Origin of the sequence: Mesoflavibacter sp. CH_XMU1422-2 (assembly GCF_037029245.1) — a bacterium.
GTDB lineage: Bacteria > Bacteroidota > Bacteroidia > Flavobacteriales > Flavobacteriaceae > Mesoflavibacter > Mesoflavibacter zeaxanthinifaciens.
This window is the reverse complement of record NZ_JAYMEE010000070.1, coordinates 18,205-44,099: the sequence shown is the minus strand read 5'-3', so window position 1 is coordinate 44,099 and position 25,895 is coordinate 18,205. Positions and strand designations below refer to the sequence as shown.

General features: G+C 30.7%; 28 protein-coding genes and 1 riboswitch. Of the genes, 13 read left to right on the top strand and 15 right to left on the bottom strand.

Going from position 1 to position 25,895, the window contains the following annotated elements:
• Positions 1 to 2: 2 nt before the first annotated feature.
• A complete protein-coding gene (locus tag WA340_RS12200; protein ID WP_336129278.1) occupies positions 3 to 887 on the bottom strand; it encodes a DUF6263 family protein in 885 nt (294 codons plus the stop codon).
• A 171-nt stretch (positions 888 to 1,058) separates the two neighbouring features.
• On the opposite strand from WA340_RS12200, the gene rpmH reads away from it, so the two are divergent.
• From rpmH to WA340_RS12185, 3 genes are all read left to right on the top strand, one after another.
• Positions 1,059 to 1,220: a 50S ribosomal protein L34 gene (gene rpmH / locus WA340_RS12195; protein WP_027878648.1), complete on the top strand. Its 162-nt coding sequence runs from the start codon at positions 1,059 to 1,061 to the stop codon at positions 1,218 to 1,220.
• Between the two features lie 103 nt (positions 1,221 to 1,323).
• The gene (carB, locus tag WA340_RS12190; RefSeq protein WP_336129277.1) at positions 1,324 to 4,176 is read left to right on the top strand and encodes a carbamoyl-phosphate synthase large subunit; all 2,853 of its coding nucleotides are present in this window, start codon (positions 1,324 to 1,326) and stop codon (positions 4,174 to 4,176) included.
• 88 nt (positions 4,177 to 4,264) lie between these two features.
• Positions 4,265 to 4,897: a T9SS type A sorting domain-containing protein gene (locus WA340_RS12185; protein WP_336129276.1), complete on the top strand. Its 633-nt coding sequence runs from the start codon at positions 4,265 to 4,267 to the stop codon at positions 4,895 to 4,897.
• Between the two features lie 29 nt (positions 4,898 to 4,926).
• Here the strand turns inward: WA340_RS12185 and WA340_RS12180 are convergent, their stop codons facing one another.
• The 9 genes from WA340_RS12180 to WA340_RS12140 all read right to left on the bottom strand — a co-directional run bounded on the left by WA340_RS12180 (position 4,927) and on the right by WA340_RS12140 (position 11,419).
• The gene (locus WA340_RS12180) at positions 4,927 to 5,490 is read right to left on the bottom strand and encodes an acyl-CoA thioesterase (protein ID WP_106676892.1); all 564 of its coding nucleotides are present in this window, start codon (positions 5,488 to 5,490) and stop codon (positions 4,927 to 4,929) included.
• Positions 5,487 to 5,738: a hypothetical protein gene (locus WA340_RS12175; RefSeq protein ID WP_336129275.1), complete on the bottom strand. Its 252-nt coding sequence runs from the start codon at positions 5,736 to 5,738 to the stop codon at positions 5,487 to 5,489. Before WA340_RS12175 ends, WA340_RS12180 begins: the two co-directional genes overlap by 4 nt.
• 2 nt (positions 5,739 to 5,740) lie before the next feature.
• The gene (locus WA340_RS12170; RefSeq protein ID WP_336129274.1) at positions 5,741 to 6,091 is read right to left on the bottom strand and encodes a 6-phosphogluconate dehydrogenase; all 351 of its coding nucleotides are present in this window, start codon (positions 6,089 to 6,091) and stop codon (positions 5,741 to 5,743) included.
• Positions 6,092 to 6,103: 12 nt separating this feature from the next.
• Positions 6,104 to 6,646: a hypothetical protein gene (locus WA340_RS12165; protein WP_336129273.1), complete on the bottom strand. Its 543-nt coding sequence runs from the start codon at positions 6,644 to 6,646 to the stop codon at positions 6,104 to 6,106.
• Positions 6,639 to 6,971 carry a hypothetical protein gene (locus WA340_RS12160; protein ID WP_336129272.1) on the bottom strand — a complete coding sequence of 111 codons (333 nt, stop codon included), beginning with the start codon at positions 6,969 to 6,971 and terminating at the stop codon, positions 6,639 to 6,641. The genes WA340_RS12165 and WA340_RS12160 overlap by 8 nt, the downstream gene beginning before the upstream one ends.
• An 8-nt stretch (positions 6,972 to 6,979) precedes the next feature.
• Entirely contained in the window at positions 6,980 to 8,365 is a 1,386-nt protein-coding gene (rmuC, locus tag WA340_RS12155; RefSeq protein WP_336129271.1) for a DNA recombination protein RmuC, read from the bottom strand.
• 72 nt (positions 8,366 to 8,437) lie between these two features.
• On the bottom strand, positions 8,438 to 9,232 hold the full coding sequence (locus WA340_RS12150; protein WP_336129270.1) for an ABC transporter ATP-binding protein: 795 nt from the start codon (positions 9,230 to 9,232) through the stop codon (positions 8,438 to 8,440).
• 1 nt (position 9,233) lies between these two features.
• Positions 9,234 to 10,265, bottom strand: a complete 1,032-nt coding sequence (locus tag WA340_RS12145; protein ID WP_304143561.1) for a FecCD family ABC transporter permease — start codon at positions 10,263 to 10,265, stop codon at positions 9,234 to 9,236.
• Positions 10,262 to 11,419: an ABC transporter substrate-binding protein gene (locus WA340_RS12140; protein ID WP_304143559.1), complete on the bottom strand. Its 1,158-nt coding sequence runs from the start codon at positions 11,417 to 11,419 to the stop codon at positions 10,262 to 10,264. Before WA340_RS12140 ends, WA340_RS12145 begins: the two co-directional genes overlap by 4 nt.
• A gap of 181 nt (positions 11,420 to 11,600) precedes the next feature.
• Positions 11,601 to 11,796, top strand: a riboswitch (cobalamin riboswitch).
• Positions 11,797 to 11,829: 33 nt separating this feature from the next.
• On the opposite strand from WA340_RS12140, the gene WA340_RS12135 reads away from it, so the two are divergent.
• The gene (locus WA340_RS12135) at positions 11,830 to 13,680 is read left to right on the top strand and encodes a TonB-dependent receptor plug domain-containing protein (protein ID WP_336129269.1); all 1,851 of its coding nucleotides are present in this window, start codon (positions 11,830 to 11,832) and stop codon (positions 13,678 to 13,680) included.
• Between the two features lie 9 nt (positions 13,681 to 13,689).
• Entirely contained in the window at positions 13,690 to 14,733 is a 1,044-nt protein-coding gene (locus tag WA340_RS12130) for a YncE family protein (protein WP_336129268.1), read from the top strand.
• Between the two features lie 61 nt (positions 14,734 to 14,794).
• Here WA340_RS12130 and WA340_RS12125 read toward each other — a convergent pair whose 3' ends face one another.
• Entirely contained in the window at positions 14,795 to 16,246 is a 1,452-nt protein-coding gene (locus tag WA340_RS12125; protein ID WP_336129267.1) for a S41 family peptidase, read from the bottom strand.
• Between the two features lie 110 nt (positions 16,247 to 16,356).
• Here WA340_RS12125 and WA340_RS12120 point away from each other — a divergent pair, with 110 nt between their 5' ends.
• From WA340_RS12120 to WA340_RS12105, 4 genes are read left to right on the top strand one after another with little or no spacing between them, the layout of a single operon-like run.
• A complete protein-coding gene (locus WA340_RS12120; RefSeq protein ID WP_336129266.1) occupies positions 16,357 to 16,866 on the top strand; it encodes an RNA polymerase sigma factor in 510 nt (169 codons plus the stop codon).
• The gene (locus WA340_RS12115; protein WP_336129265.1) at positions 16,853 to 17,308 is read left to right on the top strand and encodes a hypothetical protein; all 456 of its coding nucleotides are present in this window, start codon (positions 16,853 to 16,855) and stop codon (positions 17,306 to 17,308) included. The genes WA340_RS12120 and WA340_RS12115 overlap by 14 nt, the downstream gene beginning before the upstream one ends.
• Before the next feature lie 31 nt (positions 17,309 to 17,339).
• Positions 17,340 to 17,906 (top strand): DUF4252 domain-containing protein, encoded by a 567-nt coding sequence (locus WA340_RS12110; RefSeq protein ID WP_027878664.1) that lies wholly within the window; start codon positions 17,340 to 17,342, stop codon positions 17,904 to 17,906.
• Between the two features lie 6 nt (positions 17,907 to 17,912).
• Positions 17,913 to 18,455 carry a DUF4252 domain-containing protein gene (locus tag WA340_RS12105; protein WP_336129264.1) on the top strand — a complete coding sequence of 181 codons (543 nt, stop codon included), beginning with the start codon at positions 17,913 to 17,915 and terminating at the stop codon, positions 18,453 to 18,455.
• A 69-nt stretch (positions 18,456 to 18,524) separates the two neighbouring features.
• Here the strand turns inward: WA340_RS12105 and WA340_RS12100 are convergent, their stop codons facing one another.
• From WA340_RS12100 to WA340_RS12090, 3 genes are all read right to left on the bottom strand, one after another.
• The gene (locus WA340_RS12100; protein WP_336129263.1) at positions 18,525 to 18,701 is read right to left on the bottom strand and encodes a hypothetical protein; all 177 of its coding nucleotides are present in this window, start codon (positions 18,699 to 18,701) and stop codon (positions 18,525 to 18,527) included.
• Position 18,702: 1 nt separating this feature from the next.
• The gene (purB, locus tag WA340_RS12095; RefSeq protein ID WP_336129262.1) at positions 18,703 to 20,046 is read right to left on the bottom strand and encodes an adenylosuccinate lyase; all 1,344 of its coding nucleotides are present in this window, start codon (positions 20,044 to 20,046) and stop codon (positions 18,703 to 18,705) included.
• Between the two features lie 85 nt (positions 20,047 to 20,131).
• Positions 20,132 to 20,695 carry an adenylosuccinate lyase gene (locus WA340_RS12090; protein ID WP_336129261.1) on the bottom strand — a complete coding sequence of 188 codons (564 nt, stop codon included), beginning with the start codon at positions 20,693 to 20,695 and terminating at the stop codon, positions 20,132 to 20,134.
• 34 nt (positions 20,696 to 20,729) lie between these two features.
• Here WA340_RS12090 and WA340_RS12085 point away from each other — a divergent pair, with 34 nt between their 5' ends.
• The 3 genes from WA340_RS12085 (at position 20,730) to WA340_RS12075 (ending at position 24,146) form a co-directional block, all read left to right on the top strand.
• A complete protein-coding gene (locus tag WA340_RS12085) occupies positions 20,730 to 21,206 on the top strand; it encodes a heme-binding domain-containing protein (protein ID WP_336129260.1) in 477 nt (158 codons plus the stop codon).
• 3 nt (positions 21,207 to 21,209) lie between these two features.
• Complete coding sequence (locus WA340_RS12080; RefSeq protein ID WP_336129259.1) at positions 21,210 to 22,445, top strand: glycosyltransferase; 1,236 nt, start codon at positions 21,210 to 21,212, stop codon at positions 22,443 to 22,445.
• Positions 22,446 to 22,508: 63 nt separating this feature from the next.
• On the top strand, positions 22,509 to 24,146 hold the full coding sequence (locus tag WA340_RS12075; protein WP_336129258.1) for an ABC-F family ATP-binding cassette domain-containing protein: 1,638 nt from the start codon (positions 22,509 to 22,511) through the stop codon (positions 24,144 to 24,146).
• Positions 24,147 to 24,287: 141 nt separating this feature from the next.
• On the opposite strand, the gene WA340_RS12070 is transcribed toward WA340_RS12075, so the two are convergent.
• A complete protein-coding gene (locus tag WA340_RS12070) occupies positions 24,288 to 24,962 on the bottom strand; it encodes an SIR2 family NAD-dependent protein deacylase (protein WP_336129257.1) in 675 nt (224 codons plus the stop codon).
• A 314-nt stretch (positions 24,963 to 25,276) separates the two neighbouring features.
• Here WA340_RS12070 and WA340_RS12065 point away from each other — a divergent pair, with 314 nt between their 5' ends.
• Complete coding sequence (locus WA340_RS12065; RefSeq protein ID WP_336129256.1) at positions 25,277 to 25,879, top strand: hypothetical protein; 603 nt, start codon at positions 25,277 to 25,279, stop codon at positions 25,877 to 25,879.
• Positions 25,880 to 25,895: the final 16 nt, after the last annotated feature.

Sequence of the window (25,895 nt, the reverse complement as noted above, 5' to 3'; positions counted from 1 at the left end):
TTTTATTTAAAAGGTTTATATGTTGTTGTTGAAATTATTGTTGTAGGGATTTCTACACTTTCCATACCTTTCATAATAGAAATTCCTTTTGCTATAGAAGTTATTTTAGCTTCTATTGGCCAACCAGAAGTTTTGTTAGAAGTGATAACAGATTGTTGCGTACCTTCTAAGCTCATGGTAAGTGTATCTTCTTTAGATGTTAAAGTTATGGTACTATTGCAAGAGATATGTAAATTATTATCAACCTTATCTAGTTGCCAAGTATTCTTAGCTTTCATGTCTCCTTTAAATTTGTTTTGCCAAGATTCTCCAATATTTACAGTTTTATTTGGATACATAAAAGTAAATTGGTTAAGACTTTCAATAAGACTTTCGCCACCAAATTCATTACGTAAAGATTCTTTCATAATTTCTTTAGTAAAATTATCAAAATCAAGATCGTTAATCATATTGTTAATTAAATCCTCGGTACCAACTAAACTTACAATTTTTCCTGTTTTTAACATGTTTATCTCTAAAGCAGTTTCGGTTAACCCTTTAAAGATTTTTCCTTCTACATCGTCTTCACTAATATCTTTTTTAGTATCAACATTAAATATGGTTCCTGCTAAATTGGAAGTGGTTTTCATGAAAAATGAATCATACTTAAAGTTAATAATATAAGAGCTATCTGTCTCTTTTTTGATGTGAAACAGATAATCTCCACCAAGATTATTAATAATTTTATGTTCTTGATCATTCATTTTTTGAACAATTTCTTGCTCAGAAACCTGAGTAATCTTTAAGGTGTCACCAACATTTAAGTTATATCCAAGATAGTGTTGTGCTTGTGTAATACTAGTAAAACCTATCAAAAGGACTAATAAAAATAATTTTTTAAAGGACATAAAAGCATTGTTTTATTTGCTTTTGCAAAGAAACTAAAATTTTATTGAAAAATATTTTTAATTTTAGGTTTGTCAAATTAAAAACCCTTTGTATATTTGCGCTCAGTTTTGGAGATTTCAAAACCAGAATTATATTAAAAATTACATTTTCAGATTTAAAGATAATATACAATGAGTAAAAGAACGTTTCAACCATCGAAAAGAAAAAGAAGAAACAAGCATGGTTTTAGAGAAAGAATGGCTTCTGCTAATGGTAGAAAAGTATTAGCGCGTCGTCGTGCTAAAGGAAGAAAGAAATTATCTGTTTCATCTGAAACTAGACATAAAAAATAATGATTAACAATTGTTAATATATAAAGGCGTTGCTTAGGTGTAACGCCTTTTTTTATATCTAATTATCACTATTTTTGAAAAACCAAAAACAACACATAATACAATGCCTAAAAATCCTAAATTAAAATCTATCCTTATTATTGGTTCTGGTCCAATTATTATTGGTCAAGCGTGCGAATTTGATTATTCTGGTTCACAAGCATTAAGATCTTTAAGAGAGGAAGGAATCGAAACTATTTTAATTAACTCTAACCCAGCAACAATCATGACTGATCCAAAAATGGCAGATCATGTGTACTTGCTTCCTCTTAATACAAAGTCTATTGTTAAAATATTAAAAGAGCATCCTCAAATAGATGCTGTTTTACCAACAATGGGAGGACAAACAGCGCTTAACCTTTGTATTGAAGCAGACGAAAAAGGTATTTGGGAAGACTTTGGAGTAGAAATTATCGGTGTTAATATTGATGCCATTAACATTACAGAAGACAGAGAAAAGTTTAGAGAGTTAATGTTAAAAATAGGTGTTGGTATGGCACCTCAAGCAACAGCAACTTCATTTTTAAAAGGTAAAGAAATAGCTCAAGAATTTGGTTTTCCGTTATGTATTAGAGCATCATTTACCTTAGGAGGAGCAGGAGCAGCAATTGTTTATGACGAAAAAGAATTTGACGACGCTCTTACCCGTGGTTTAGAAGTATCTCCAATACATGAGGTGATGATTGATAAGGCTATGATGGGTTGGAAAGAGTATGAGCTTGAGCTTTTAAGAGATAAAAATGATAATGTTGTAATTATCTGTACGATTGAAAATATGGATCCAATGGGAATCCATACCGGAGACTCAATTACTGTCGCGCCAGCTATGACACTTTCTGATAAAACATTTCAGAAAATGCGTGATATGGCAATAAAAATGATGCGTAGTATTGGTGATTTTGCTGGCGGATGTAACGTACAATTTGCTGTAAGTCCGGATGAACGTGAAGAAATTATCGCAATTGAAATTAATCCACGTGTATCTCGTTCGTCTGCATTAGCAAGTAAAGCAACAGGATATCCAATTGCAAAAATAGCTGCTAAATTAGCTATAGGATATCATTTAGACGAACTTCAAAACCAAATTACAAAATCTACTTCTGCTTTATTCGAGCCAACATTAGATTATGTAATCGTAAAAATACCACGTTGGAACTTTGATAAATTTGAAGGTTCAGACCGTACTTTAGGTCTTCAAATGAAAGCGGTAGGAGAAGTAATGGGTATTGGTAGATCTTTTCAAGAAGCCTTACATAAAGCTACCCAATCTCTAGAAATTAAAAGAAATGGTTTAGGAGCAGATGGTAAAGGATATAAAAACTATGACCAGATTATAGATAAACTAACTAACGCAAGTTGGGATAGAGTATTTGTGATTTACGATGCAATCCAAATGGGTATTCCTCTAAGTCGTATTCACGAAATCACAAAAATAGACATGTGGTTTTTACGTCAATATGAAGAGTTATACCAATTAGAAAAAGAAATTTCCACATATACAATAGACACGATAGAAAAAGATTTATTGTTAGAAGCTAAGCAAAAAGGATATGGTGACAGACAAATTGCGCACATGCTTAATTGTTTAGAAAGTCAAGTGTATAATAAACGTGATGAATTAGGCGTAAATCGTGTGTACAAGTTAGTAGATACTTGTGCTGCCGAGTTTGAGGCAAAAACACCTTATTACTATTCTACATTTGAAAATGATGTAGAAACCGTAGACGGAACACGTTTACCAGATAATGAAAGTATAGTTTCTGACAAGAAAAAAATTATTGTTTTAGGATCTGGACCTAACCGAATTGGTCAAGGAATAGAGTTTGATTATTGTTGCGTTCATGGTGTGTTAGCTGCTGCAGAATGTGGCTACGAAACTATAATGATAAACTGTAACCCAGAAACTGTATCTACAGATTTTGATACCGCAGATAAACTATATTTTGAACCAGTATTTTGGGAGCACATCTACGATATTATTCGTCATGAAAAACCAGAAGGTGTTATCGTTCAATTAGGTGGTCAAACAGCATTAAAACTTGCAGAAAAACTTTCTAAATATGGCATCAAAATTTTAGGTACTAGTTATGAAGCTTTAGATTTAGCTGAAGACAGAGGAAGTTTTTCTAAACTTTTAAAAGAAAACAATATTCCTTACCCTAAGTTTGATACAGCCGAAACAGCAGAAGAAGCTTTAGCTGTAGCAGATAAATTAGATTTTCCAATTTTAGTACGTCCATCTTATGTACTAGGAGGACAAGGAATGAAAATAGTAATTAATGAGAAAGAATTAGAAAAGCACGTTGTTGATTTACTACGTAGTATTCCTAATAATAAATTATTACTAGATCATTATTTAGATGGTGCAATAGAAGCAGAAGCAGATGCTATTTGTGATGGCGAAAATGTTTACATCATTGGTATAATGGAGCATATAGAACCATGTGGTATTCACTCTGGAGATAGTAACGCAACGTTACCACCTTTTAATTTAGGTGACTTAGTAATGCAACAAATAAAAGATCATACTAAAAAGATTGCATTAGCACTAAATACAGTAGGTTTAATCAATATACAGTTTGCGGTAAAAGATGATACTGTTTACATTATCGAAGCAAACCCAAGAGCTTCTAGAACCGTACCATTTATAGCAAAAGCGTATGGAGAACCTTATGTAAATTATGCTACTAAAGTAATGTTAGGAGAGAAGAAGGTAACCGACTTTGATTTTAATCCGAAGCTTGATGGATACGCTATAAAACAACCAGTATTCTCGTTTAATAAATTTCCTAATGTAAATAAGCAATTAGGACCAGAAATGAAAAGTACAGGCGAAAGTATCTTATTTATAGATAGTTTAAAAGATGACGAGTTTTATGATCTTTATGCAAGACGTAAAATGTATCTAAGCAAATAATTATATTGCTAAACAAGTTTTAGTTAATTGATAGTCAGTATGTTTTGGTTTGTTTTTTGTGTATTTAATAACAAAAAAACAAACTATGATGAAAAAACTACTCTTAATTTTAACTTGTTTAGCAACTTTTAATATAGTTGCACAAACACAAACAGTAACTATAGATTGGTCTTTTGGATCAAACTCTGATGTTACACCAACTACAGATCCTACAAACGCAGATAGAACTATAGAAGTAGGAGATACAGTAATTTGGAATTATTACGCAACAGGAACACATACTGTAACAAGCAGCGCAGGAAGTACTGAGACTTGGGATAGTGGTTTTATATCTTCTGGAGCAGGAGTGACCTTTCAAAGAACATTTACATCTGTTGGAACAAATCCTTACGTATGCACACCGCATAGTGGTAACATGTATGGCGTAATTACTGTAGTACCAGAAGGTACTTTAAGTGTTCCTACCTTTGAAGAAGCTTCTAAAAGAATAGATGTCTATCCAAATCCAGTTTCAACGCAGTTAAATATTAATTTTCCTGCTTTTGATGATGAATATTATATTGAAATCTATAATGTTTTAGGAAAAAAAATCTACAGCAATACTGTTTTAACACAGAAAAACAAAATATCTGTTTCAGATTGGAATAACGGAGTGTACTTGATTAAAATAAGCTTTAAAAATGAAAAGCAATCAATTACAAAAAAGTTTGTAAAGATTTAAAAAAAAAGCCTCATTTATTGAGGCTTTTTTTAATTAAACTGTTCTGGTAATTCAATTTTAACTTTGTATTTTTCTAATAAGGGTAAGTAATCAATATGAGAAAAATCTTCGCTATCAAACTCGCTTTGACGTTGTTTTTTAGTTTCCATACGTTTGATGGCTTTTAAAAAACGTTTAACTTCATTCATGTCGTTTAAAATTAAACCTGGTACTTTTTTAGAGTCACCATTTTCATCTTTTGCAACCATGGTAAAATAAGACGAGTTACAATGTTTTACAGCGCCAGTTTGTATGTTTTCAGATTCTACTCTAATACCAACTACCATAGATGTATTGCCAACAAAATTTACAGAAGCTTTCATGGTAACAAGCTCGCCAATTTCTATTGGATTTAAAAAATCTACAGTATCTACACTTGCTGTTACGCAGTAAGTTTCTGAGTGTTTTGAGGCACAAGCAAACGCAATTTGATCCATTAAATTTAAAATGTAACCACCATGAATTTTTCCTCCAAAATTAGAGTGTGAAGGTTGCATTAATTGTGAAATACTTACACGAGATGCATCTACTTTTTTATAGGATTTATTGCTCATACTTGTTGTTGTCTAATATAAATTTCAATGTCTTTTTTGTAGTAAAAACCAAATACAATAAAAATTAAACCAAATAATAAGGAACCAACCATCAAAATCGATTCTAAATCTGGGTTTTTAGATATTAAATTAGGTTGAAAAAAAGTCTGTAAACCGAAAGATAATAAACCAGCTCCAGCTGCAAATACAAAGATATATTTAGCTCTTAAAGTCCATTTGTAAATTATATTTTGGTTATGCTCTTTCAAATTTAGTTACGCTCTTTTTCTTCAACTTTAGTTATAAAATATTTGGTGTCACCAAGCCAGAAAAAACTTTGATAACGCTCTATATAAGAGAGTTTTACAAACTGACCTTGATATTTATTTAAATCTTCAATAACTTGAGATTTTCCTTTTTCTACAGAAAACTGAAATATTTGTGCTTCGCTAACACCTTGACTTATTTCGCCTTCCCAAGTTTTAAATAGCACACCTTTTTTACTAAACTTTACAAGTTCTCCAGCTCTTACACCTTCGCTGTAAGGTACAAAGTAGATAAAGGCAAAGTAGCCTATAACTATTAAAAGGATTACTATAATGGATTTGATTAAGAATCTCATATTTGTCTAACTTTATTTTTGTCCTAATAGAGGTGTTAATTGTTTTCTTAGAGCAGCTTCAAAATCGTTCGTCATTGTTATGTTTGGTATTTCAATATAAGTAAATTTAAGATCTAAATTTTTATCCATCCAATAACTTAGATGTAATGCTCCAGTTGTTCCAGCTAAAACGCCTAAGTGTTGTTTGAATCTTGTTGAAATTTTATTTTTAACACTACCAATGTAAAGAATTTTAGACTTTACATCAGCTTTTGAATTTACCTGTGTAAAATTTCTATTGTATTTGTTTAATTTTTTTGTCTTAATAAAATTATCTCTGATTGAGATTGAACTGTCGCTTAAATTTAAAAATTCAAAAATATAGACATAAGGTTTACTGTTGTCTAAATTAGAAATCTTATTAATTAAAATCTTGTTTAAATTTTTATTTTTATCAATTTGACTCATATTGAATTTTATACAATCAACATTTGAGACTTTATCTGTAAGTTCAATTTTGTTTTTATATTCTGTTTTTACAGATTCTTTTACCTCATCTAAAGTTTTATTATCCATTTTGAAAATTGTAATTAAAAATGATATCAAATAGTAGAATTTTGAATTTTAATGGATTAAATTTTTCAGATGAAACATAAGTTGTATTTATTATAATTTCACTAATCAATTGATTTTTAATCTTAAATTTAAAAATTTCAACATTAGACCAAGATCTTTTTAGTATGTAATGTGATTTCGATTTAATAATTCGCCATTTTCCTCCATCCATTTCTTTGGGTTGAATCCCTAAATTAATCAATTCAGTTTCTTTATCAGTAATTTTAACTGAAGTATAGTATCTCTTACAGTTTTTAGGTTTGATTTTTGAATTGATATAATTCATTGTAATATTTAATCGTCGCTATTAGCTCGTTTTACAATTTTTTCTGGTAGAGATTTTTTAGCTTTTGCACCTAGTTTTTTTAGTTTTTCTACACTTATAACTAGGTTTCCTCGTCCTTCAACTAATTTATTCATAGCAGAAGAGTAGTCTTTTTTTGCATCGTCAATTTTTTTACCAACACCAGTTAAATCTTTAACTAAACCTTCAAATTTGTCATATAATGCACCAGCTTGACGTGCAATTTCAATTGCATTTTGTTGTTGTTTTTCGTTGTTCCACATACTGTCTACTGTTCTTAAAGTAGCAAGTAGGGTAGAAGGTGTTACAATTACAATATTTTTCTCAAAAGCTTTGTTGTAAAGCGTGTTATCTTCGTTTATTGCTATTGCAAATGCTGGTTCTATTGGGATAAATAGAAGCACAAAATCTGGCGATTCTATATCGTATAAATCTTGATAATTTTTTTCAGATAGTTGCTCGATATGTTTTTTTATCGAGTTTAAATGCGCTTTTAAAAATATTGCACGTTCGTCTTCATCTGCATTAACGTAACGTTCGTAATCGGTTAAAGACACTTTACTGTCAATAATCATTTTTTTGTTATCCGGTAAGTGTAAAACCACATCGGGTAAGACTCGTGTACCATCTTCGCGAGTAAAACTTTGCTGCACAAAATACTCGCGGTCTTTTTCTAAACCAGATTTTTCAAGAACACGTTCTAATACTAATTCGCCCCAATTTCCTTGCATTTTACTATCGCCTTTTAATGCTCTAGTAAGATTTGTGGCTTCTTTAGTCATTTGTTGATTTAGGTCTTTTAAGCCCAATAATTGTTCTTTTAAAGCACTATGCATGCTTATGCTTTCCTTTTGTGTGTCTTCTACTTTTTTCTCGAAGGTTAGAATTTTTTCCTGTAATGGATTTAAAATATTCTTGATATTTTCTTTATTCTGCTCGGTGAATTTATTTGACTTTTCTTCAAGAATTTTGTTAGCCAATAACTCAAAATCTTTACGTAATTGCTCTTGTTGTTGGGCTAATTCTTCATCTCGTTTTAAATTTTGTTGTTGAAGATTGTCATATTCTGTATTACGTCTGGTTAGTTCTGCGTTTAAAAATTCTTTTTCGCGCCTAATGTCTTCACGCTCGTTTTCGGTTTTTGTAATTTGTTGACGTAATTCATTTAATTGAAGATTAAAAGCCTCGTTTTGTTTTTGGTTTTCACTGTCGTGAAAGGCTTTAAAGTCGTTAAATTGTTGCTGAATATTGGCATTTCTTTCCTCTAAAGTACTTTTTTCACTTTTACTTTTTAGTTTGGTAAAAAGCATACCCAAATAACCGCCAATTGCAGCCGAAATTAGTATAGCTATAATAAGAATGATGTTATCGCTCATTTAAAATTTTGATTTTTTCAAAGATAAAATAAAGTTATAAGTTGAAATCTACAAGTTAAAAAGTTTTCTCAACTATTTCTTCACTCTAAAACTTCCTGTTTTTTCATCAAAAACAATCAAATCTTTAGGGAAAAGACTTTCAAAAACACCTTTTGAAATAAGGTTACATGGTTGATTAGAAACCACTTGGTCTTTTGTCATTACAACCATACTGTCACAAAGTTGAATGGCTAAATCAATTTCATGTGAAGAAAACAATATGGTTTTGCCAGTATCTATCGTTAATTGCTTTAGCAGTTTTAAAAGATATGCTTTATGATACATATCTAAATGCGTTGTAGGCTCGTCTAAAATAATAATTGGTGTGTCTTGGGCTAAAGCACGTGTAATCATTACTTTTTGAAGTTGTCCATCGCTTAGTTCAAAACATTTTTTGTGCTGTAAATCTTCAATATTTGTAAGTTGAATGGCTTTTTTTATAGCCTCTAAATCTGTTGTTGTTAAGTTGCCTATCCAGTTTGTATAAGGTTGTCTTCCCAGAGCGACAAGCTCAAAAACGCTTAGGTTTTTAGATGAAATAGGCTCTGTCAAAACCAAACTCATCTCTTTTGCTAATTCTAAATTATTGTAAAGATTTAGCTGTTTTTCTTTAATAAAAATATCTCCATTTAAAGCAGGTTGTACTTTGGTTAGTGTTCTTAATAATGTAGATTTTCCTATACCATTTCCGCCGACAAGCGCTATTAATTCACCTTTATTTAGACTAATATTTATGTTTTTAGCAATAGGTGTTTCTTTCTTTTTAGAAATATAACCTATATCTAAATTTTTGGTTTTTAGGATGATATTTTGGGTTTTTTCATTCATTTTAAAATATCATTTTACGTTGTCGAACTAATAACCAAATCACTACCGGAGCACCAATTAACGAGGTTATAGCATTAATTGGTAACGAATAATCGCTGTTTGGTAACTGCGCAATACTATCGCAAATAAGCATAATAATGGCTCCAATTAAAAATACAGCTGGTAATAATATTTTATGGTTTGAAGTCTTAAATAATTGTCGTGTTAAATGCGGAATTGCTAAACCAATAAAAGCAATTGGTCCAGCAAAAGCGGTAATTGTTCCTGCTAATAAACTAGTTGCAATGATGATGATAAATCTGCTTTTCTTTAAATCTAAACCTAAACTTTTTGCATAATTATCACCTAATAATAAAGAGTTTAATCCTTTAATAGAAAGTATACTAAAGAACAGTCCAAAGCTGTAAATAATAATAAATATGATTAACTCCTGCCAGTCTAAATCGCCTAAACTACCAAATCCCCAAAAAATGTATTGTTGTAATTGCTCTGCAGAACTAAAATAAGATAACACGCTAACTATTGCAGCAGTAATGCTACCAAACATTAACCCTATAATTAAAATTGCCATCGTATCTCTAACTTTACTTGAAACGATAAGAACAAGTAATAATACTAAAAAACTACCTAAGCTTGCAGCGATTACTAAACTCCATTTGCTAATTAAAAACGTAGCTAAAAATCCACCAAAGACCGAGCTGCCTAAAATAACTAAAGCAACGCCAAGACTTGCACCAGAAGTAATCCCTAAAACAAATGGACCAGCTAAAGGATTTTTAAATAAGGTTTGCATTAACAAACCAGAAATACCTAAACCAGAACCTACTAAAATGGCTGTAATCGCCTTAGGTAAACGGTAATTTTGAATGATGTATTCTTGGTTAGAAAAATCTGATGATTTAACTAAAAAACTATCAATAATTGTAGAAAATGAAATCTGTACAGATCCTAAACTAATGTTTAAAATAAACAAAGCAATAAGCCCTAAACTAAGTGCTAAAAACGTCCATTTATATGACTGGTTTTGATTCACTTTAAAACTTTAAAAAAATAAGGTTTGTAATCTTTTAAAAGTTCTGGATGTCCAATTTTAATTATGTCTTTTAAAACTAAATCAGGTCTCGCAAAACCTGTTTCGTAATACAAAACGCCACCAGTTGCACCAGTTGCATTTGTAAAAGAGTATACTTGATTATTTTTAAAAGCATCAAATTGTGTGTAATGCGGATTAGCTTCTTTTAAGGCATCCATAGAAGAATAATAAGACGGACTTAACCACAAATTGGCTTGTTTTGCTTTTGCGAAAACACTTTCAAAATTTAAAGCTAAACTACCAGCAGCTTCAGTGTCTGCATATAAATAATTAAGGTTAGCATCTTTTAAAAGCTGTGCTTCGGTACTAGTTCCGCTTGGTAAATACCATACATCTTTGTGTAATGCGCCACTAATTACAGTTGGTTGATTGGTAACTGTTTTTGCTAATTGTTTTGCGTCTTTATAACTTGTTTCAATAGATTTAAAAATAGAATCTGCTTGTTGCTCTTTATCATACAATGCTCCAAAAAACTTAATCCATTCTGCTTTGGCAAGTGGCGATTTTTCTACCCAATCTCCGTTATAAATTACAGGTATGTTTGCTTTTTTTATGGTGTTTAAAGACTTACTTTTTCCGTCTACACCAAAACCAACAACAACATCAGGATTTATGCTTAAAAGGACTTCGGTATTTAGACCTTCGTTTTTACCAAGTTCTCTTACTAAACCATCGTCAATACGTTGTCTTGTTTTAATTGAAGATACATAATCTGTACCAGGAAAACCTACTAAGGTTTCAACTTCATTTAACAATTCTAAAGCAGGAATATGAGTTGTAGATGTTACTACAATGTTCTGAATAGGAATGGTAATAATGCCATTAAATTCATCTTTATTTAACGTTGTTTTTGCAGCATTTTCTTTAGTAATTAAAGCGTAACGGTAATTTTTATCTGCTTTTGGCCAAGGGTTTGTAATAGTTAATACTTTAAAATTCCCATTATCTTTTATACTAAAACCTTTTGCGTAATTTAAGTTTAAATTAGTTTCAATAACGTTTGGTAAAGGTTTTGCTTTGGCTCCATCCTCTTTACAATTTGTAAAAAGCAATACAAAAATAGAAATGTAAATTAGTAAGTGTTTCTGTAACATTTGTAACTGGTATTGACTAAAAAAGCATGTAAATTTATCAAAAATATTTAGCATGCGAGACGGTTCAAATTTAACAATATATATAGTAGCAGGTGTTATTATTCTTCATTTTTTATTAGGCTTTGTGTATTTAATTTATAAAATGAATAAGAAAAAATAGTCTTTATTTATTTTATCTGTTACATTTGCAGCAGATTTTGGTTTTGATATAATATTATTTGTATCAAATTAAAAGGGAATCTGGTTAAAATCCAGAACTGTTCCCGCAACTGTAAGCTATAAAGCTTGTTATTATACTTCATGTCACTGTCTTTATTAGATGGGAAGACCAATAACAAGACGCAAGTCAGGAGACCTGCCAAATTCTATAATTATAATTAATAACCTTCGGGAAAAAGGTTTTAAGGTTTATGAAATTATTTTATAGTCTTGTTTTTTTGTGCTTTAGCACAATTGGTTTAAAAGGGCAAACCAAAGTAGATTCTGTACAAACGTTAGAAACTGTTGTTTTAAGCGATGTTAAGTTACAGCAGAATAATTATGGGTTTAAAACAACAACATTAAAAGATTCTGTGTTACAAAACGACTCTAAATCTTTTACAGATATTTTACGTTTTAATAGTAATATTTACTTTAAAGAAAATGGTTATGGTATGGTGTCTTCCCCATCATTTAGAGGTACAAATGCATCTCAAACCGCTGTAATCTGGAACGGAATTTCTATAAACTCTCAACTTAATGGTCAAACAGATTTTAATTTAATTAACGTTAATAATTTTGATAACGTCGTTATCAAAAATGGAGGCGGAAGCGTACAGTATGGAAGTGGTGCAATAGGAGGTAGTATACATTTAAATAATAAGTTGAATTTTAGTTCGCATTTTGACAATCAACTAAGGTTAAACTATGGAAGTTTTAACACGCAAAAAGCAAGTTTTAATACTAATTATGGTAGCTCTAAATTTGCAGCAAATTTTGGGTTTCAATATGTGACTTCAGATAATGATTACAAGTATTTAGGTACAAATGAAGTTAATGAAAACGGAGCTTTTAATAATTTAAATTTTAATGTCAATTTAGGATATTTTATATCAGATAACAACATTTTAAAATTGTATCATCAATCTTTTTTAGGTGAACGAGAGCTGTCTGGTACCTTAAATACAATTTCTAGAAATAAATATTTAGATGAAAACTTTAGAACATTATTAGAATGGGCAAATATTGGTAATCATTACACCTCAAAAGTAAAAGTAGCTCACTTACAGGAGTTGTTTAAGTTTTACCAGAATAAAGACTTAAACGGTTATAGTTATGGAAAAGTAAATACTTATTTAATTAAGCATGTTTTTGATTATGCTTTGACTAAAAAAATATCATTAAAAAGTATTTTAGATTTTAATTATTTTGAAGCAGATGGTAGTAGTTTTGGTAATCCAACCCGAAATGCATTTTCTGCAACAGCAATAGCTACTTATAAGCCTGATACAAAATCTACTATAGCTTTTAATATTAGACAAGATGTTACTTCAGATTTTGAAAGTCCATTGTTATTTTCTTTAGACGGAAGTTATCAGTTTAGTAAACTTTACAAAATATTATTAAACGCTTCAAAAAACTTTAGAGTACCAACGTTTAATGACTTGTTTTGGCAACCTGGAGGAAATTTAGATGTAAAACCAGAGACGTCATATCAAGTAGATTTAGGACATCAATTCACCTATAAATGGGCTTCATTAAATATTAATACTTATTATATTAAAAACGAAAGCCTGATACAATGGAGACCAAACGTTTCGGGGATTTGGTCGCCTATCAATATTGATAAAACACAAAGTTATGGTGCAGAAGTAGGTTTAGAATTGAATAAAACATTTGGAAGTCATACTATTACTTTAAACGGAAACTATTCTTATACTATTTCGGAAGATTTAGAGACTAATAAACAGTTAATTTATGTGCCTAAACACAAAGCTAATGTTAGTATAGGTTACAATGTTAAAAGATTGTCTTTTTACTATCAGCATATGTTTAATGATATGGTTTTTACTACCGAAGATAATATTATAAGTCCACTTTACAGCTTACCTAAATATGATTTAGGAAATATCGGCATTTCTTATCAATTAATTCAAAACAAAAATCATAATCTTAGATTAGGTTTAGACATTAATAATTTATACGATACACCATATCAAAATGTAATTTTTAGACCTATGCCTAATCGAAATTATAACATTCAATTACACTATAAATTTTAATAACAACTCATGAAAAAACTATTGTATTCAGTATTAGGATTATCCCTTTTATTTTCTTGTTCTAACGATGATGATGGAACAATACCTCAAGAACCATTAGGCGATTACGAAAACGGATTTATTATTAGTGCAGAAGGAGGACCATCTTCTGTGTCTTATATCTCTAACGATTTTTCTACTTCAGAAAATGACATTTATTTTAACGTAAATGGAGAAACACTAGCCGTATATTTACAGTCTATTGGTTTTAATGGTGATAAAGCTTATATCATCCAAGATTCTGGTACAATTACAGTAGTAAACCGTTATACTTTTGAGTTAATTACAACAATAACAACAGGATTAACAACACCAAGATATATAGGATTTAATGGCTCTAATGCTTACGTATCAGATTGGGCAGATCCATTTACTACTACAGACGATTATATTGCTGTGGTAGATTTAAACTCTTATACAGTAACATCTACTATACCAGTAAGTGAAGGACCAGAACAAGTATTGGCTAATAATGATAAAGTATTTGTGTCTCATAAAGGTGGATATGGTGCAAATAATGAGGTTTCTGTAATAACAACATCAAACTCAACAGTAGCAACTATTTCTGTAAATGATGTTCCAGACGAAATGGTTTTAGACTCTCAAGGAAACTTATTAGTTTTAAGTGAAGGCGGACAGTCTTGGCAAGCTACTGGAGAAACTTTAGCATCAATTACAAGAATAAATACTAATGATAATTCAGTAATTTCTTCAATCGAATTTGCTACAGGTAATCACCCAAGTTTAATGTCGTATTCTAACGGAATGGCTTATTATATATTAAACAACGAAGTTTATGGATTAGCAGATGCGGCTACAAATTTACCAAGTTCTTCTTTATTTAGTGTGGAAGCAGGATATGCTTATGGTATGTTTGTAAAAGATGGTAATTTGTTTTTAACAGATGCAAGTTTTTCTGCACAGAGCACATTAAAAGTCTATGATATTTCTAGCGGAACTTTATCTGAAAGCTTTAGCGTTGGTGTTGGAGCTTCTAAAATATACTTTAACTAAAAGATAAGTTTAAATTATAATAAAAAAGCCTCAAAATAATCTATTTTGAGGCTCTTTTTGTTTATAGCATTGGTACATCTTCCGGTTCTAAATACATATTTGTACCAGTTGGCGTGTGTTTATTTGAGTAATCAAATATTTTAATTTTGTGTTCAGTAAAGGTTTCTCCTGTTCTTCCGTTACCTGTTAGGTGTTGTATGGCTCTAGCTAAAAGCGGTTCGTCTTGTTGTCCTAAAACGCCTAAATTAGACAGGCTTTCTCCAAAAGAAATATCTGGTTCTAAACCGCTTGTATAATCAAAAAAGCCATCTGCATTTTCATTTCTTCCAACTAAAGGTTGCATTGCCCATGTGTGATTGGGATTTATATTACCGTCACAATTAGAGTTTGGTGGTAAAAAAGCACAATCAGGATTGTCGTAAAGTGTTATTGAAAATTCATTTTTTCCTCGGGTATAATCACCAATGTGTACAACGTCTATATACGGAGAAAGTCCGTTAATAACTAATTCACTGGCAGAAGCAGAGCTATATTGAGCTAAAACATAAACTTTACTTAAATTTAAAGTATTTATGGTGTTACCATTAATGGTTTCTACAAAATTTTTAGAAGGAAATAAAAAGTTAAGCTCTGGGTTTTCACTAACTTTTGTATTAGTAATCGGGTTTGAAAACAAACTAGTAGAAGGTTTTCCGGCAATCAAACTAGATAACAGCACAGCACTATTTACACTACCACCAGGATTATACCTTAAGTCAAGAACTAACTGTTCAACACCTTCAGCAACAAAATTTGCAAAGACTTGGTTAAGTTGTTGGTCGTAGTCACTTAAAAAGCGATTGTACATTAAGTATCCTACTTTTATACCGTTTACTTCAAAAGTGTTAGAAATATAAATTGGATTTTCTTGATAGATTTGTTTTGTAAGCGTAATTTCTTCACCTGTCAAAATCAAGTTGTCATTATTATCTAGCTCTGCCAAACCAATAGTATAAACATCGTTAGATAGAAGATTTAAGTAATTGTCTTCAGTTAATTGTGTTCCGTTTACGGTTAAAAAAATATCGCCACGTATAACGTTATTTTCAGAAGCACTAGAGTTTGGTAAAACGTATTGTACATAACCAAAAACATTTGGACCATTATCTATTAATCCTAATCCAAAAGCCATACCGTTATTTTTAGATACGCCACTTAAAGAGCCACTTAAAGCAAAATAATCATCAACAATCCAGCTAAAACGATCTTCATTACTTAAAAGTGAATAAAATAATTGGTTAGGCGAATCAAAGCTATTTAAAAAATTAATGTAGTCTGTATCGTTAGAAAATCTGTTGTCAGCCAAATCTGGAGCGCTATCGGTACCTTGCCAAAAGTACCATAGATTAAGACCTTTCCATACAAAATCTTTAATCTCGGTATCACTAATAGGATCGTCGTCTATATCACTAAAACAACTTGTTAGGGCAAGAAAAAGTAGCCCGATAACGGAAAATTTGTAATTCAATTTCATAGTTTTCTTTTCAATTTTTCTACTTAAAAGTACTTAATTTACAATCAAATAAAAAAACTTTGTAACAAAATTAATAGTTACTCGTCGTAATAGAAACCACCAAAACCAAAATGACACAGACTGAGTTTTTAAATACAGTAATGCCTTTTAAGGATAAAGTATTTCGTTTAGCAAAGCGATTACTTGTATCTAAAGAAGAAGCAGAAGATGCAACTCAAGAAGTGTTATTAAAGTTATGGAGAAACAAAGGTAAAATAAGCGATTATAAAAACGTAGAAGCGTTTTCTATGACCATGACAAAAAACTTTTGCTTGGATAAATTAAAATCTAAACAAGCACAAAATTTAAAGATTGTTCATAGTAACTATCAAGATCATAAAGTAGCCTTGCAAAAGCAAGTAGAGCTTAACGACAGTATGAGTTGGATAGCAAAAATAATTGAAGATTTACCAGAGCAACAAAAAATGGTCATACAACTTAGAGATATTGAGCAATATGACTTTGACGAAATAGCAAAAATGCTAGATATGAAACCTACAGCAATACGAGTAGCCTTATCTAGAGCAAGAAAAACAATAAGAGAACAACTAACAAAAACACATAATTATGGTGTTAAATAAGATAGAAAAATTAATTGAAAAGTACGAAAACGGAGAAACAACGCTTAAAGAAGAAGCACAGTTAAAAGACTATTTTTCGCAAGAAACTGTAGCGCCTCATTTACAGCATTACAAAGCCTTGTTTAATTACTTTTCTTTTAACCAGCAAGAAACCTTTACTAAACAACTTCCATTAAAAACTAAAACGAAATTTAATTATAAGTGGTTAAGTGTTGCAGCAGTAATTGCGTTGATGGTTGGGTTTTATTTTAATCAAAATGAAACTATTACAGAACAAGACAAACAAGATTATGAAAAAGCAAAATCATATTTACAGTTAGTATCTCAAACCCTTAATAAAGGGACTAAACAAGTAGAGTATTTAACCGCAATAAACCAAGCAGGTAAACAGGTTAACTATTTAAAAGAAATGAACAACCCAATAGAAAGAATTTACAAATAAAAACAAGATGAAAACAACTAAAACAAATACAATGAAAAAATCAATATTAATAGCAGTAATAGCATTATTAATGCTTCCATTATCAGGAATGGCTCAAAATGTTTTTGAAAAATATAGTGATAACGAAAACGTAACTTATGTTTCAATAAAGCCAAAAATGTTTCAAATGTTAGCAAAAATGGATATAAATACAGACGATCCAGAAGCGCAAGAATACATTAATATGGTAAATAGTATTACCAGTTTTAAAACTATGGCAACAGACGATAAAGATATTTCTTCAGATATCGTAAAATGGGTAAAATCAAGAAGCGCATCTTTAGAAGAACTTATGATGATTAAAGACGATGGTGTAAATATGACGTTTTATATCAAAGAAGGTAAAGATGAAGATCATGTAAGCGAATTATTAATGTTTGTTAATGGTTTAGAAGCTGTTACAAAAAACAGTAATATTGAAATTAACGGGAAAAAGCGAAGTATAGAAACCGTAGTAATTAGCATAACAGGAGATATAGATTTAAATCAAATATCTAAACTTGCTAACAAAATGAATTTACCTGGTGGCGATGAGTTAGAGAAAAAAAATAAAAAATAAAAACCCATGAAAAACCAGCTAAAATCAATAATTACAGTACTTACAATAGCACTGCTTTTTGTAAGCTGTAAAGACGAAAATTCAATACAAACTTACTTTGTAGATCATAGAGAACAACCAGAGTTTTTATCATTAGACTTGTCTGCAAAAATGTTAGATTTATCTAAAGCAGATTTAACAGTAGAGCAACAAGAAGCCTATAATTCAATTGAAAAATTAGATGTATTAGCTTATCGTGTTAATGATGGAGATGTTGTAGCTTATGAGCAAGAACTTCAAAAAGCAAAAAAAGTCTTCAAAAATGAAAAGTATGAGGAGTTGATGGAGTTTAAAGATAATGGTATAAGTTTTAAAATAAGTACGATTGGTAATGAAAACACAGTAGACGAGTTTTTAGTACTTGCAAACTCAAAAGAAATGGGTTTTACATTTGTCAGAGTAATAGGTGATGAGATGAAACCAGAACAATTAGTAAAATTAATTACCGAACTTCAACACGCAGATGTTGATAATAACCAACTAAATCAATTATTTAATTATTTTAAATAATTAAGGTTTAAATGTTAATTAAAAAGGCTTATCTAAACAGATAAGCCTTTTTTTATTTATAATTCTTTATCAAACGTCTTCGTCAGGTTCTTTTTTAATTAAAATTAAATTAACAATAACAAGACAAAAAGAAATAAGTAAAGCACCAATAACAATAGGATTATATAGCACATCTAATAAACCTCCTAAAAAAAATATTAGAAGGGTTATGGTTGCAAACAATATAGAAGTCTTGTCTTTAAACATTTTAAATTCCTGTATAATTACTAGGAGTTATAGCTTTTAATTCATTTTTTATCGAATCATTTACGTCTAATGTATCAATAAAATTTGAAATAGAATTTTGGTTTATAGTTTCATTAGTTCTTGTTAAACCTTTTAAAGCTTCGTAAGGGTTAGGATAACCTTCGCGTCTTAAAATGGTTTGAATGGCTTCTGCAACTACAGCCCAATTGTTTTCTAAGTCATCAGCAAACTTTACTTCGTTTAAAAGTAATTTACCTAAACCTTTTAAAGTTGAAGCAAAGCCAATTAAAGTATGTCCAAATGGTACACCAACATTACGTAAAACAGTACTATCTGTAAGGTCTCGTTGTAATCTAGATATCGGTAATTTTGCAGAAAGATGCTCGAAAATAGCATTTGCAATACCTAAGTTTCCTTCAGAGTTTTCAAAATCTATTGGGTTTACTTTATGTGGCATAGCGCTACTACCAACTTCTCCTTTTTTAATTTTTTGCTTAAAATAGTCCATAGACACATACGTCCAAATATCTCTGTCAAGGTCAATTATAATGGTGTTGATACGTTTTAAGCAGTCAAATAAAGCAGCCATGTGGTCATAATGCTCTATTTGTGTTGTTGGGAAAGAATGCTGTAAGCCTAATTTTTCTTGAACAAAACTAGTCCCAAAAGCTTTCCAATCTATATTTGGATATGCAACTTTGTGTGCGTTGTAATTACCTGTTGCACCACCAAATTTTGCAGCGCTTGGTATATCGTTAAGTAAGTTAAATTGCTCTTCAAGTCTCACAACAAAAACCATAATCTCTTTTCCTAATCGAGTAGGAGATGCTGGTTGACCGTGTGTTCTAGCAAGCATTGGTACATCTTTCCACTCTTCAGCAAGACGTTTTAATTCTTTTAAAACATTAAGGTACTCTGGTACGTAAGCATCATTCATTGCATCCTTAATACTTAATGGTATTGCTGTATTATTAATATCTTGAGAGGTTAAACCAAAGTGAATAAATTCTTTATGATCACTTAGTCCAAGTGCATCAAACTTTTCTTTAATAAAGTATTCAACTGCTTTTACATCGTGGTTGGTTACTTTTTCTATGTCTTTGATGGCTTGCGCGTCTTCAGAAGAAAATTCTTTGTAAATTTTTCTAAGGTCTTCAAATACAGATGTATTAACATCTTTTAGCTGAGGTAATGGCACTTCACAAAGCGCAATAAAATATTCAATTTCAACTAAAACACGATATTTGATTAATGCTTCTTCAGAGAAAAAATCTTGTAACTTTTCTACTTTATTTCTGTATCTACCATCAATAGGAGAGATGGCATTTAATTGGCTTAAAGACATATTTTGCTTGTTTTTTTGAAAGGCATAAAGATAGTTTTTTAAGAGGAAGACAAAAATTAATCAGTCTATAATTTTTTCAAAAAAGTTAAGCTTTGATTTTTTTTAAAATATGTCTTGCTCGAGCTTTAAAAGCAGCACTTTCGTTATAAAAATCGCGTTCTAAAATAATTGCTAATTCTGGATGAATCCAATCAAATTCTTTTCCAAAAAGGTATAAAGTAGTCATAGAATACGCTTTTGGGGCTACTTTATAATCTCCAATCATATATTCAAAAGCGACTTCAATAATACGTTCTTTATGCGTTTGTGTTAAAGCGTCTTTTATTTTATTTTCTGTTTTAGAAAAGTAGGCATTAGCTAAGTATTCGCAAATTTTAGCAACAGGTCTAACAGCTTGTTCTTTTTTAACTCGATGCATGTTTGTGGTGAATAGATCTAAATAAGGAATGATAACATTTAAATTATCCTTGCATACAAACTCTAAAACCCATGCTGCTCTTGGAGAAACTTTATCATCAACTTGCATTAAAATCTCAATAAGTTTTGGTATTAAACTACTGTTGTTAATAACCATTTGTGCATAATACATTCTTTTTTCTCTAGAATGGTTAACGTAATTTAATTCTTTATAAAGCGTTTCTGTAGTCAAGATTTACTATTTTTAGCGTTTAAATTTAATTAAAATGAAAATAGTAAAGAAAATTCTAATAGCATTGCTTCTGGTTTTAGTTATTGCTCAATTTTTTTCACCAGATAAAAATACAGGAGACACTAAAGATCTTACTGCTTTTTTAGAAGAGACAAAGCCAAATGAAGAGGTTAAAGCTATTTTAAAAAATACTTGTTTTGATTGTCATAGTAGTAATACAGTTTACCCATGGTATAGTAAAATTACACCAGTAAATTATTGGATGGCAGAACACGTAGAAGACGGAAAAAAACACCTAAACTTTTCTAAATGGTCAGAATATTCTGTAAAAAGAAAAGATCATAAATTTGAAGAATTAATAGAAGAAGTTGAAGAAAAAGAAATGCCTTTACCTAGCTATACTTGGTCCCATACAGAAGCAGATTTAAGTCCAGAACAAATTGAAGCTGTTGTTGCTTGGGCAAAAAAAGTACGCATGGGTTATGCATTGCAATCTATTCCTCAAAAATAATTAATGAGTAAAAAGGTATTAATCATAGGGTTTGTTTGGCCAGAACCTAAAAGTTCGGCTGCAGGAAGTAGGATGTTACAGCTTATAGAAATGTTTCAGCAAGCTGATTACAATATTACTTTTGCTACAACTTGTAGTAAAACAGATAACGCTTATGATCTTGAATCTATTAATATAAAAGTTGAAAGCATTAAGTTGAACGACTCTAGTTTTGATATTTTTATAAAAAAACTAAACCCTAATATTGTCCTTTTTGATCGTTTTATGACCGAAGAACAATTTGGTTGGCGTGTTGCAGAACAATGTCCTGATGCTTTAAGGATTTTAGATACAGAAGATTTACATTTTTTAAGAAAAGGAAGACAACAAGCTTTAAAAGATCAAGCACTTTTTAATATTTCTTATTTACAAAATGATTTTGCAAAACGCGAAATTGCAAGCATTTTAAGATCAGATTTAAGTTTGATCATCTCTCAAGTAGAACAAGACATCTTAATAACACAGTTTAATATAAGCCCAAACTTACTGTATTATTTACCTTTTATGTTGGATCCAGTGTCTATTGAGGATCAAAAACAAGTTCCTAACTTTAAGCAACGTCAACACTTTGTAACCATTGGTAATTTTTTACATCAGCCTAACGAAGATGCGGTAAATTACCTTAAAACCGATATTTGGCCATTAATAAGAAAAGAATTGCCAAAAGCCGAAATGCATGTATATGGCGCATATGCATCACAAAAACATTTGCAATTAAATGATCCTAAAAATGGATTTTTAATTAAAGGATTTGCCGAAGATGTTTCTGAAGTTGTAAAACAAGCCAAAGTACTTTTAGCGCCATTACGTTTTGGTGCTGGTTTAAAAGGAAAAATTATTGATGCCATGAAAACAGGTACACCTTGTGTAACAACAACTATTGGAGCAGAAGGTATGTATGGCACATTAAAAGACACTAATGCTTTTATAGAAGATGATGCCAAAAATTTTGCTAAACAAGCAGTAGAACTTTATACCAACAAAATTTATTGGCGTGGTAAACAAAAAAATGGGTTTAGAATACTTAATACATTTTTTGACAAAAATATCTACTTAAAAGACACTATTGAAACTATAAAGCATATTGAAGCCGAATTACCGCTTCGTCGTCAAAAAAACTTCATAGGACAAATACTGCAACATCATACACTACAAAGTAATAAGTATATGAGTAAGTGGATAGAAGAGAAGAATAAATAAAATACGACATTACATTACTCTTTTTTATTACTTTCGCAACCCTAAACTTATAGGATTATTTTTATGATTTCAGTAGATAATTTAGCTGTAGAATTTAGCGGAACAACGCTATTTAAAGACGTTTCTTTTGTTATAAACCCAACCGATAAAATTGCCCTTATGGGAAAAAACGGTGCAGGAAAATCTACAATGATGAAGATTGTTGCAGGTGTACAAAATGCAACTAGAGGACACGTGCGTACACCAAAAGATGCTGTAATCGCCTACTTACCACAGCATTTATTGACAGAAGATAATTGTACTGTTTTTGAAGAAGCTGCAAAAGCATTTAAACATGTTTTTGAAATGCGTGATGAAATGGACAAGCTTAACAAAGCATTAGAAACACGTACAGATTACGAAAGTGACGAGTATATGTCTATCATAGAAAAAGTGTCCGATTTAGGTGAAAAATATTATGCATTAGAAGATGTTAATTATGATGCTGAAGTAGAAAAAGCACTTAAGGGTTTAGGTTTTAAACAAGAAGATTTTAACCGTCAGACTAATGAATTTTCTGGTGGTTGGCGTATGCGAATCGAGTTAGCAAAAATATTATTACAAAAACCAGATTTAATCCTGTTAGATGAGCCTACAAACCATATAGATATAGAGTCTGTAATTTGGTTAGAAGACTTTTTAGTTAACAAAGCCAATGCGGTTATGGTAATCTCTCACGATAGAGCATTTATTGATAATATAACCAATCGTACTATAGAAGTAACTATGGGACGTATTTACGACTATAAAGCCAATTACAGTCATTATTTACAATTACGCGCAGATAGACGTAGCCATCAATTAAAAGCTTATCAAGAGCAACAAAAATTTATAGCCGATAATATGGCGTTTATAGAACGTTTTAAAGGCACATACTCTAAAACTAATCAAGTTGCCTCACGTGAGCGTATGCTTGAAAAGTTGGACATTATTGAAATTGACGAAATAGATAATTCTTCATTAAAATTACGTTTTCCTCCGGCACCAAGATCTGGAGATTATCCAGTTACGGTTAAAGACGTATCAAAAGCATACGATAATAAAGTCGTTTTTAAAGATGCAAATATGTCTATAGCAAGAGGCGAAAAAGTCTGTTTTGTTGGAAGAAATGGTGAAGGAAAATCTACAATGATAAAAGCCATTTTAAACGAAATAGAAGTTGAAGGTACTTGCCAATTAGGACACAATGTTAAAGTTGGTTATTTTGCTCAAAACCAAGCTTCTTTATTAGATGAAGAATTAACTATTTTTCAAACTGTAGATGAAGTTGCACAAGGCGATATTAGAACACAAATAAAAAATATTTTAGGTCGTTTTATGTTTGCTGGTGATGATATTGATAAAAAAGTTGGTGTATTGTCTGGAGGAGAAAAAACCAGATTAGCAATGGTTAAATTGCTTTTAGAACCAGTTAACTTGTTGATTTTAGATGAGCCTACAAACCATCTAGATTTAAAATCTAAAGACGTTTTAAAAGAAGCACTTTTAGAGTTTGATGGTACATTAATTTTGGTGTCTCATGATCGTGACTTTTTGCAAGGGTTATCTCAAAAAGTATTCGAATTTAAAGATCAACGCGTTATAGAACATTTTGAAACTATAGATGCGTTCTTAGAGCGTAATCGTATAGAGCGAATAGCAGATATTAATCTTAATAAATAATCACTAAGTTCATCATTTGTTTTTCTGATAAAATTCGTCAGTTCGAGTGAATTTTTCGATTAAAAAAGAAAAATTTATATCGAGAATTAGAATTTTAGTAGTAAAATTTTATATTTCTACGACGGTCGGTAATCAATCAAATTAACTTATTTCATTTATAAAATCTTTAATACCTTCTGTAGCAGTTTTACCTATTACGGTTAAATTCTCTTTTGATGCTATTGAAGGTTTTGGATCTATATAAAACTTAGGAGTATTCTGCGCAGTGTAATGCATCAAACTAGCAGCAGGATAAACTTGTAAAGAGGTACCAATAATTAATAAAATATCGGCAGTTTGACAGATGCTAATAGCTTTTTCAAACAACGGAACATCTTCTCCAAACCAAACAATGTGTGGTCTTAATTGTATCCCGTTTTTATCTGTTGTACCTAAAACAATATCATCTTCCCAATGCACAACAGAAGTTTCATCAGCAATATTTCTTGCTTTAAATAGTTCACCATGTAAGTGAGTTACATTACTACTGCCAGCACGTTCATGCAAATCGTCTACGTTTTGAGTAATTATAGATACTTTAAAGTTGTTTTCAAGTTCGGCTAAAGTCTTGTGTGCGGCATTTGGTTGTACAGTTTTTAATTGTCTTCTACGTTGGTTGTAAAACTCTAAAACTAAATTAGGATTATTAGCAAAGCCTTGTGGAGAAGTTACTTTCATTACATCATGTCCTTCCCACAAACCATTTTCGTCTCTAAATGTTTTTAGTCCGCTTTCTGCACTCATGCCAGCGCCAGTTAAAACTACAAGGTGTTTCATTTTTTTGTGTTATTTTAGCCAAGTAAATGCAGTTTAAGATAATGTCGCTTAAAATCTTAAACAATTAATTAAAACTAATCAATAATTTCAATCCATGGAAATCTTAAAAAAAAAATTCAATACTTTTTTCAATTTTTATTGTTTTCTCAAGTTGTACAAAAGATGATGTTGAAGAGAATGTAGAAATAGCTTCAAAAACATATCAATTACAATCTGCAAATGGTTATAGTGTTTCTGGGACTGCACGTTTTATAAATAACTCTAACGGAACTATAAGTGTAGAATTAAATCTAACAGGAACACCATCTAACGCAATGTTACCAGCGTATATCCACTCTAATACAGCTGCTGAAACAGGTCCTATTAGCATTAGTTTAGTTCCTGCTAGCGGCGCATCAGGAGAAAGCTTTACAACTTTTAATACTAATGATGACGGCACGCAAATTTCATATCAACAATTGCTAAATATGGATGGTTATTTGACTGTTCGTGTAGATAGTAATAACTCTCAAATAGTTGCATATGTAGACATAGGTCAAAATGAGTTAACCCAAAATACTACAAGTTATACATTGCACGATGTAGATTTAGATGGCGTATCAGGAAACATAACTTTTACAGAGCGTATTAATGGTGAAGCATTAGCTGTTTTTAACCTTTCTAATTTGCCATTTGGAGGATCTCATCCTGCTTTCATTTATTCTGGAGATTTATCAAATGCACCAGGTAATCTTATTTATACTTTTAATAATGTAGATGGGACAACAGGAAAAAGCTTTTCTAATATAGCAGAAGATGAAAACGGAAACCCATTACTTTATCAAGATTTACTAACTATTGACGCCTATGTAGATATTGTTTTAAGTGAAACAGCAACTAACTATCATTTAGCACAAGGAAATATAGGATCTAATTAGGCTTAAAATTTAAATA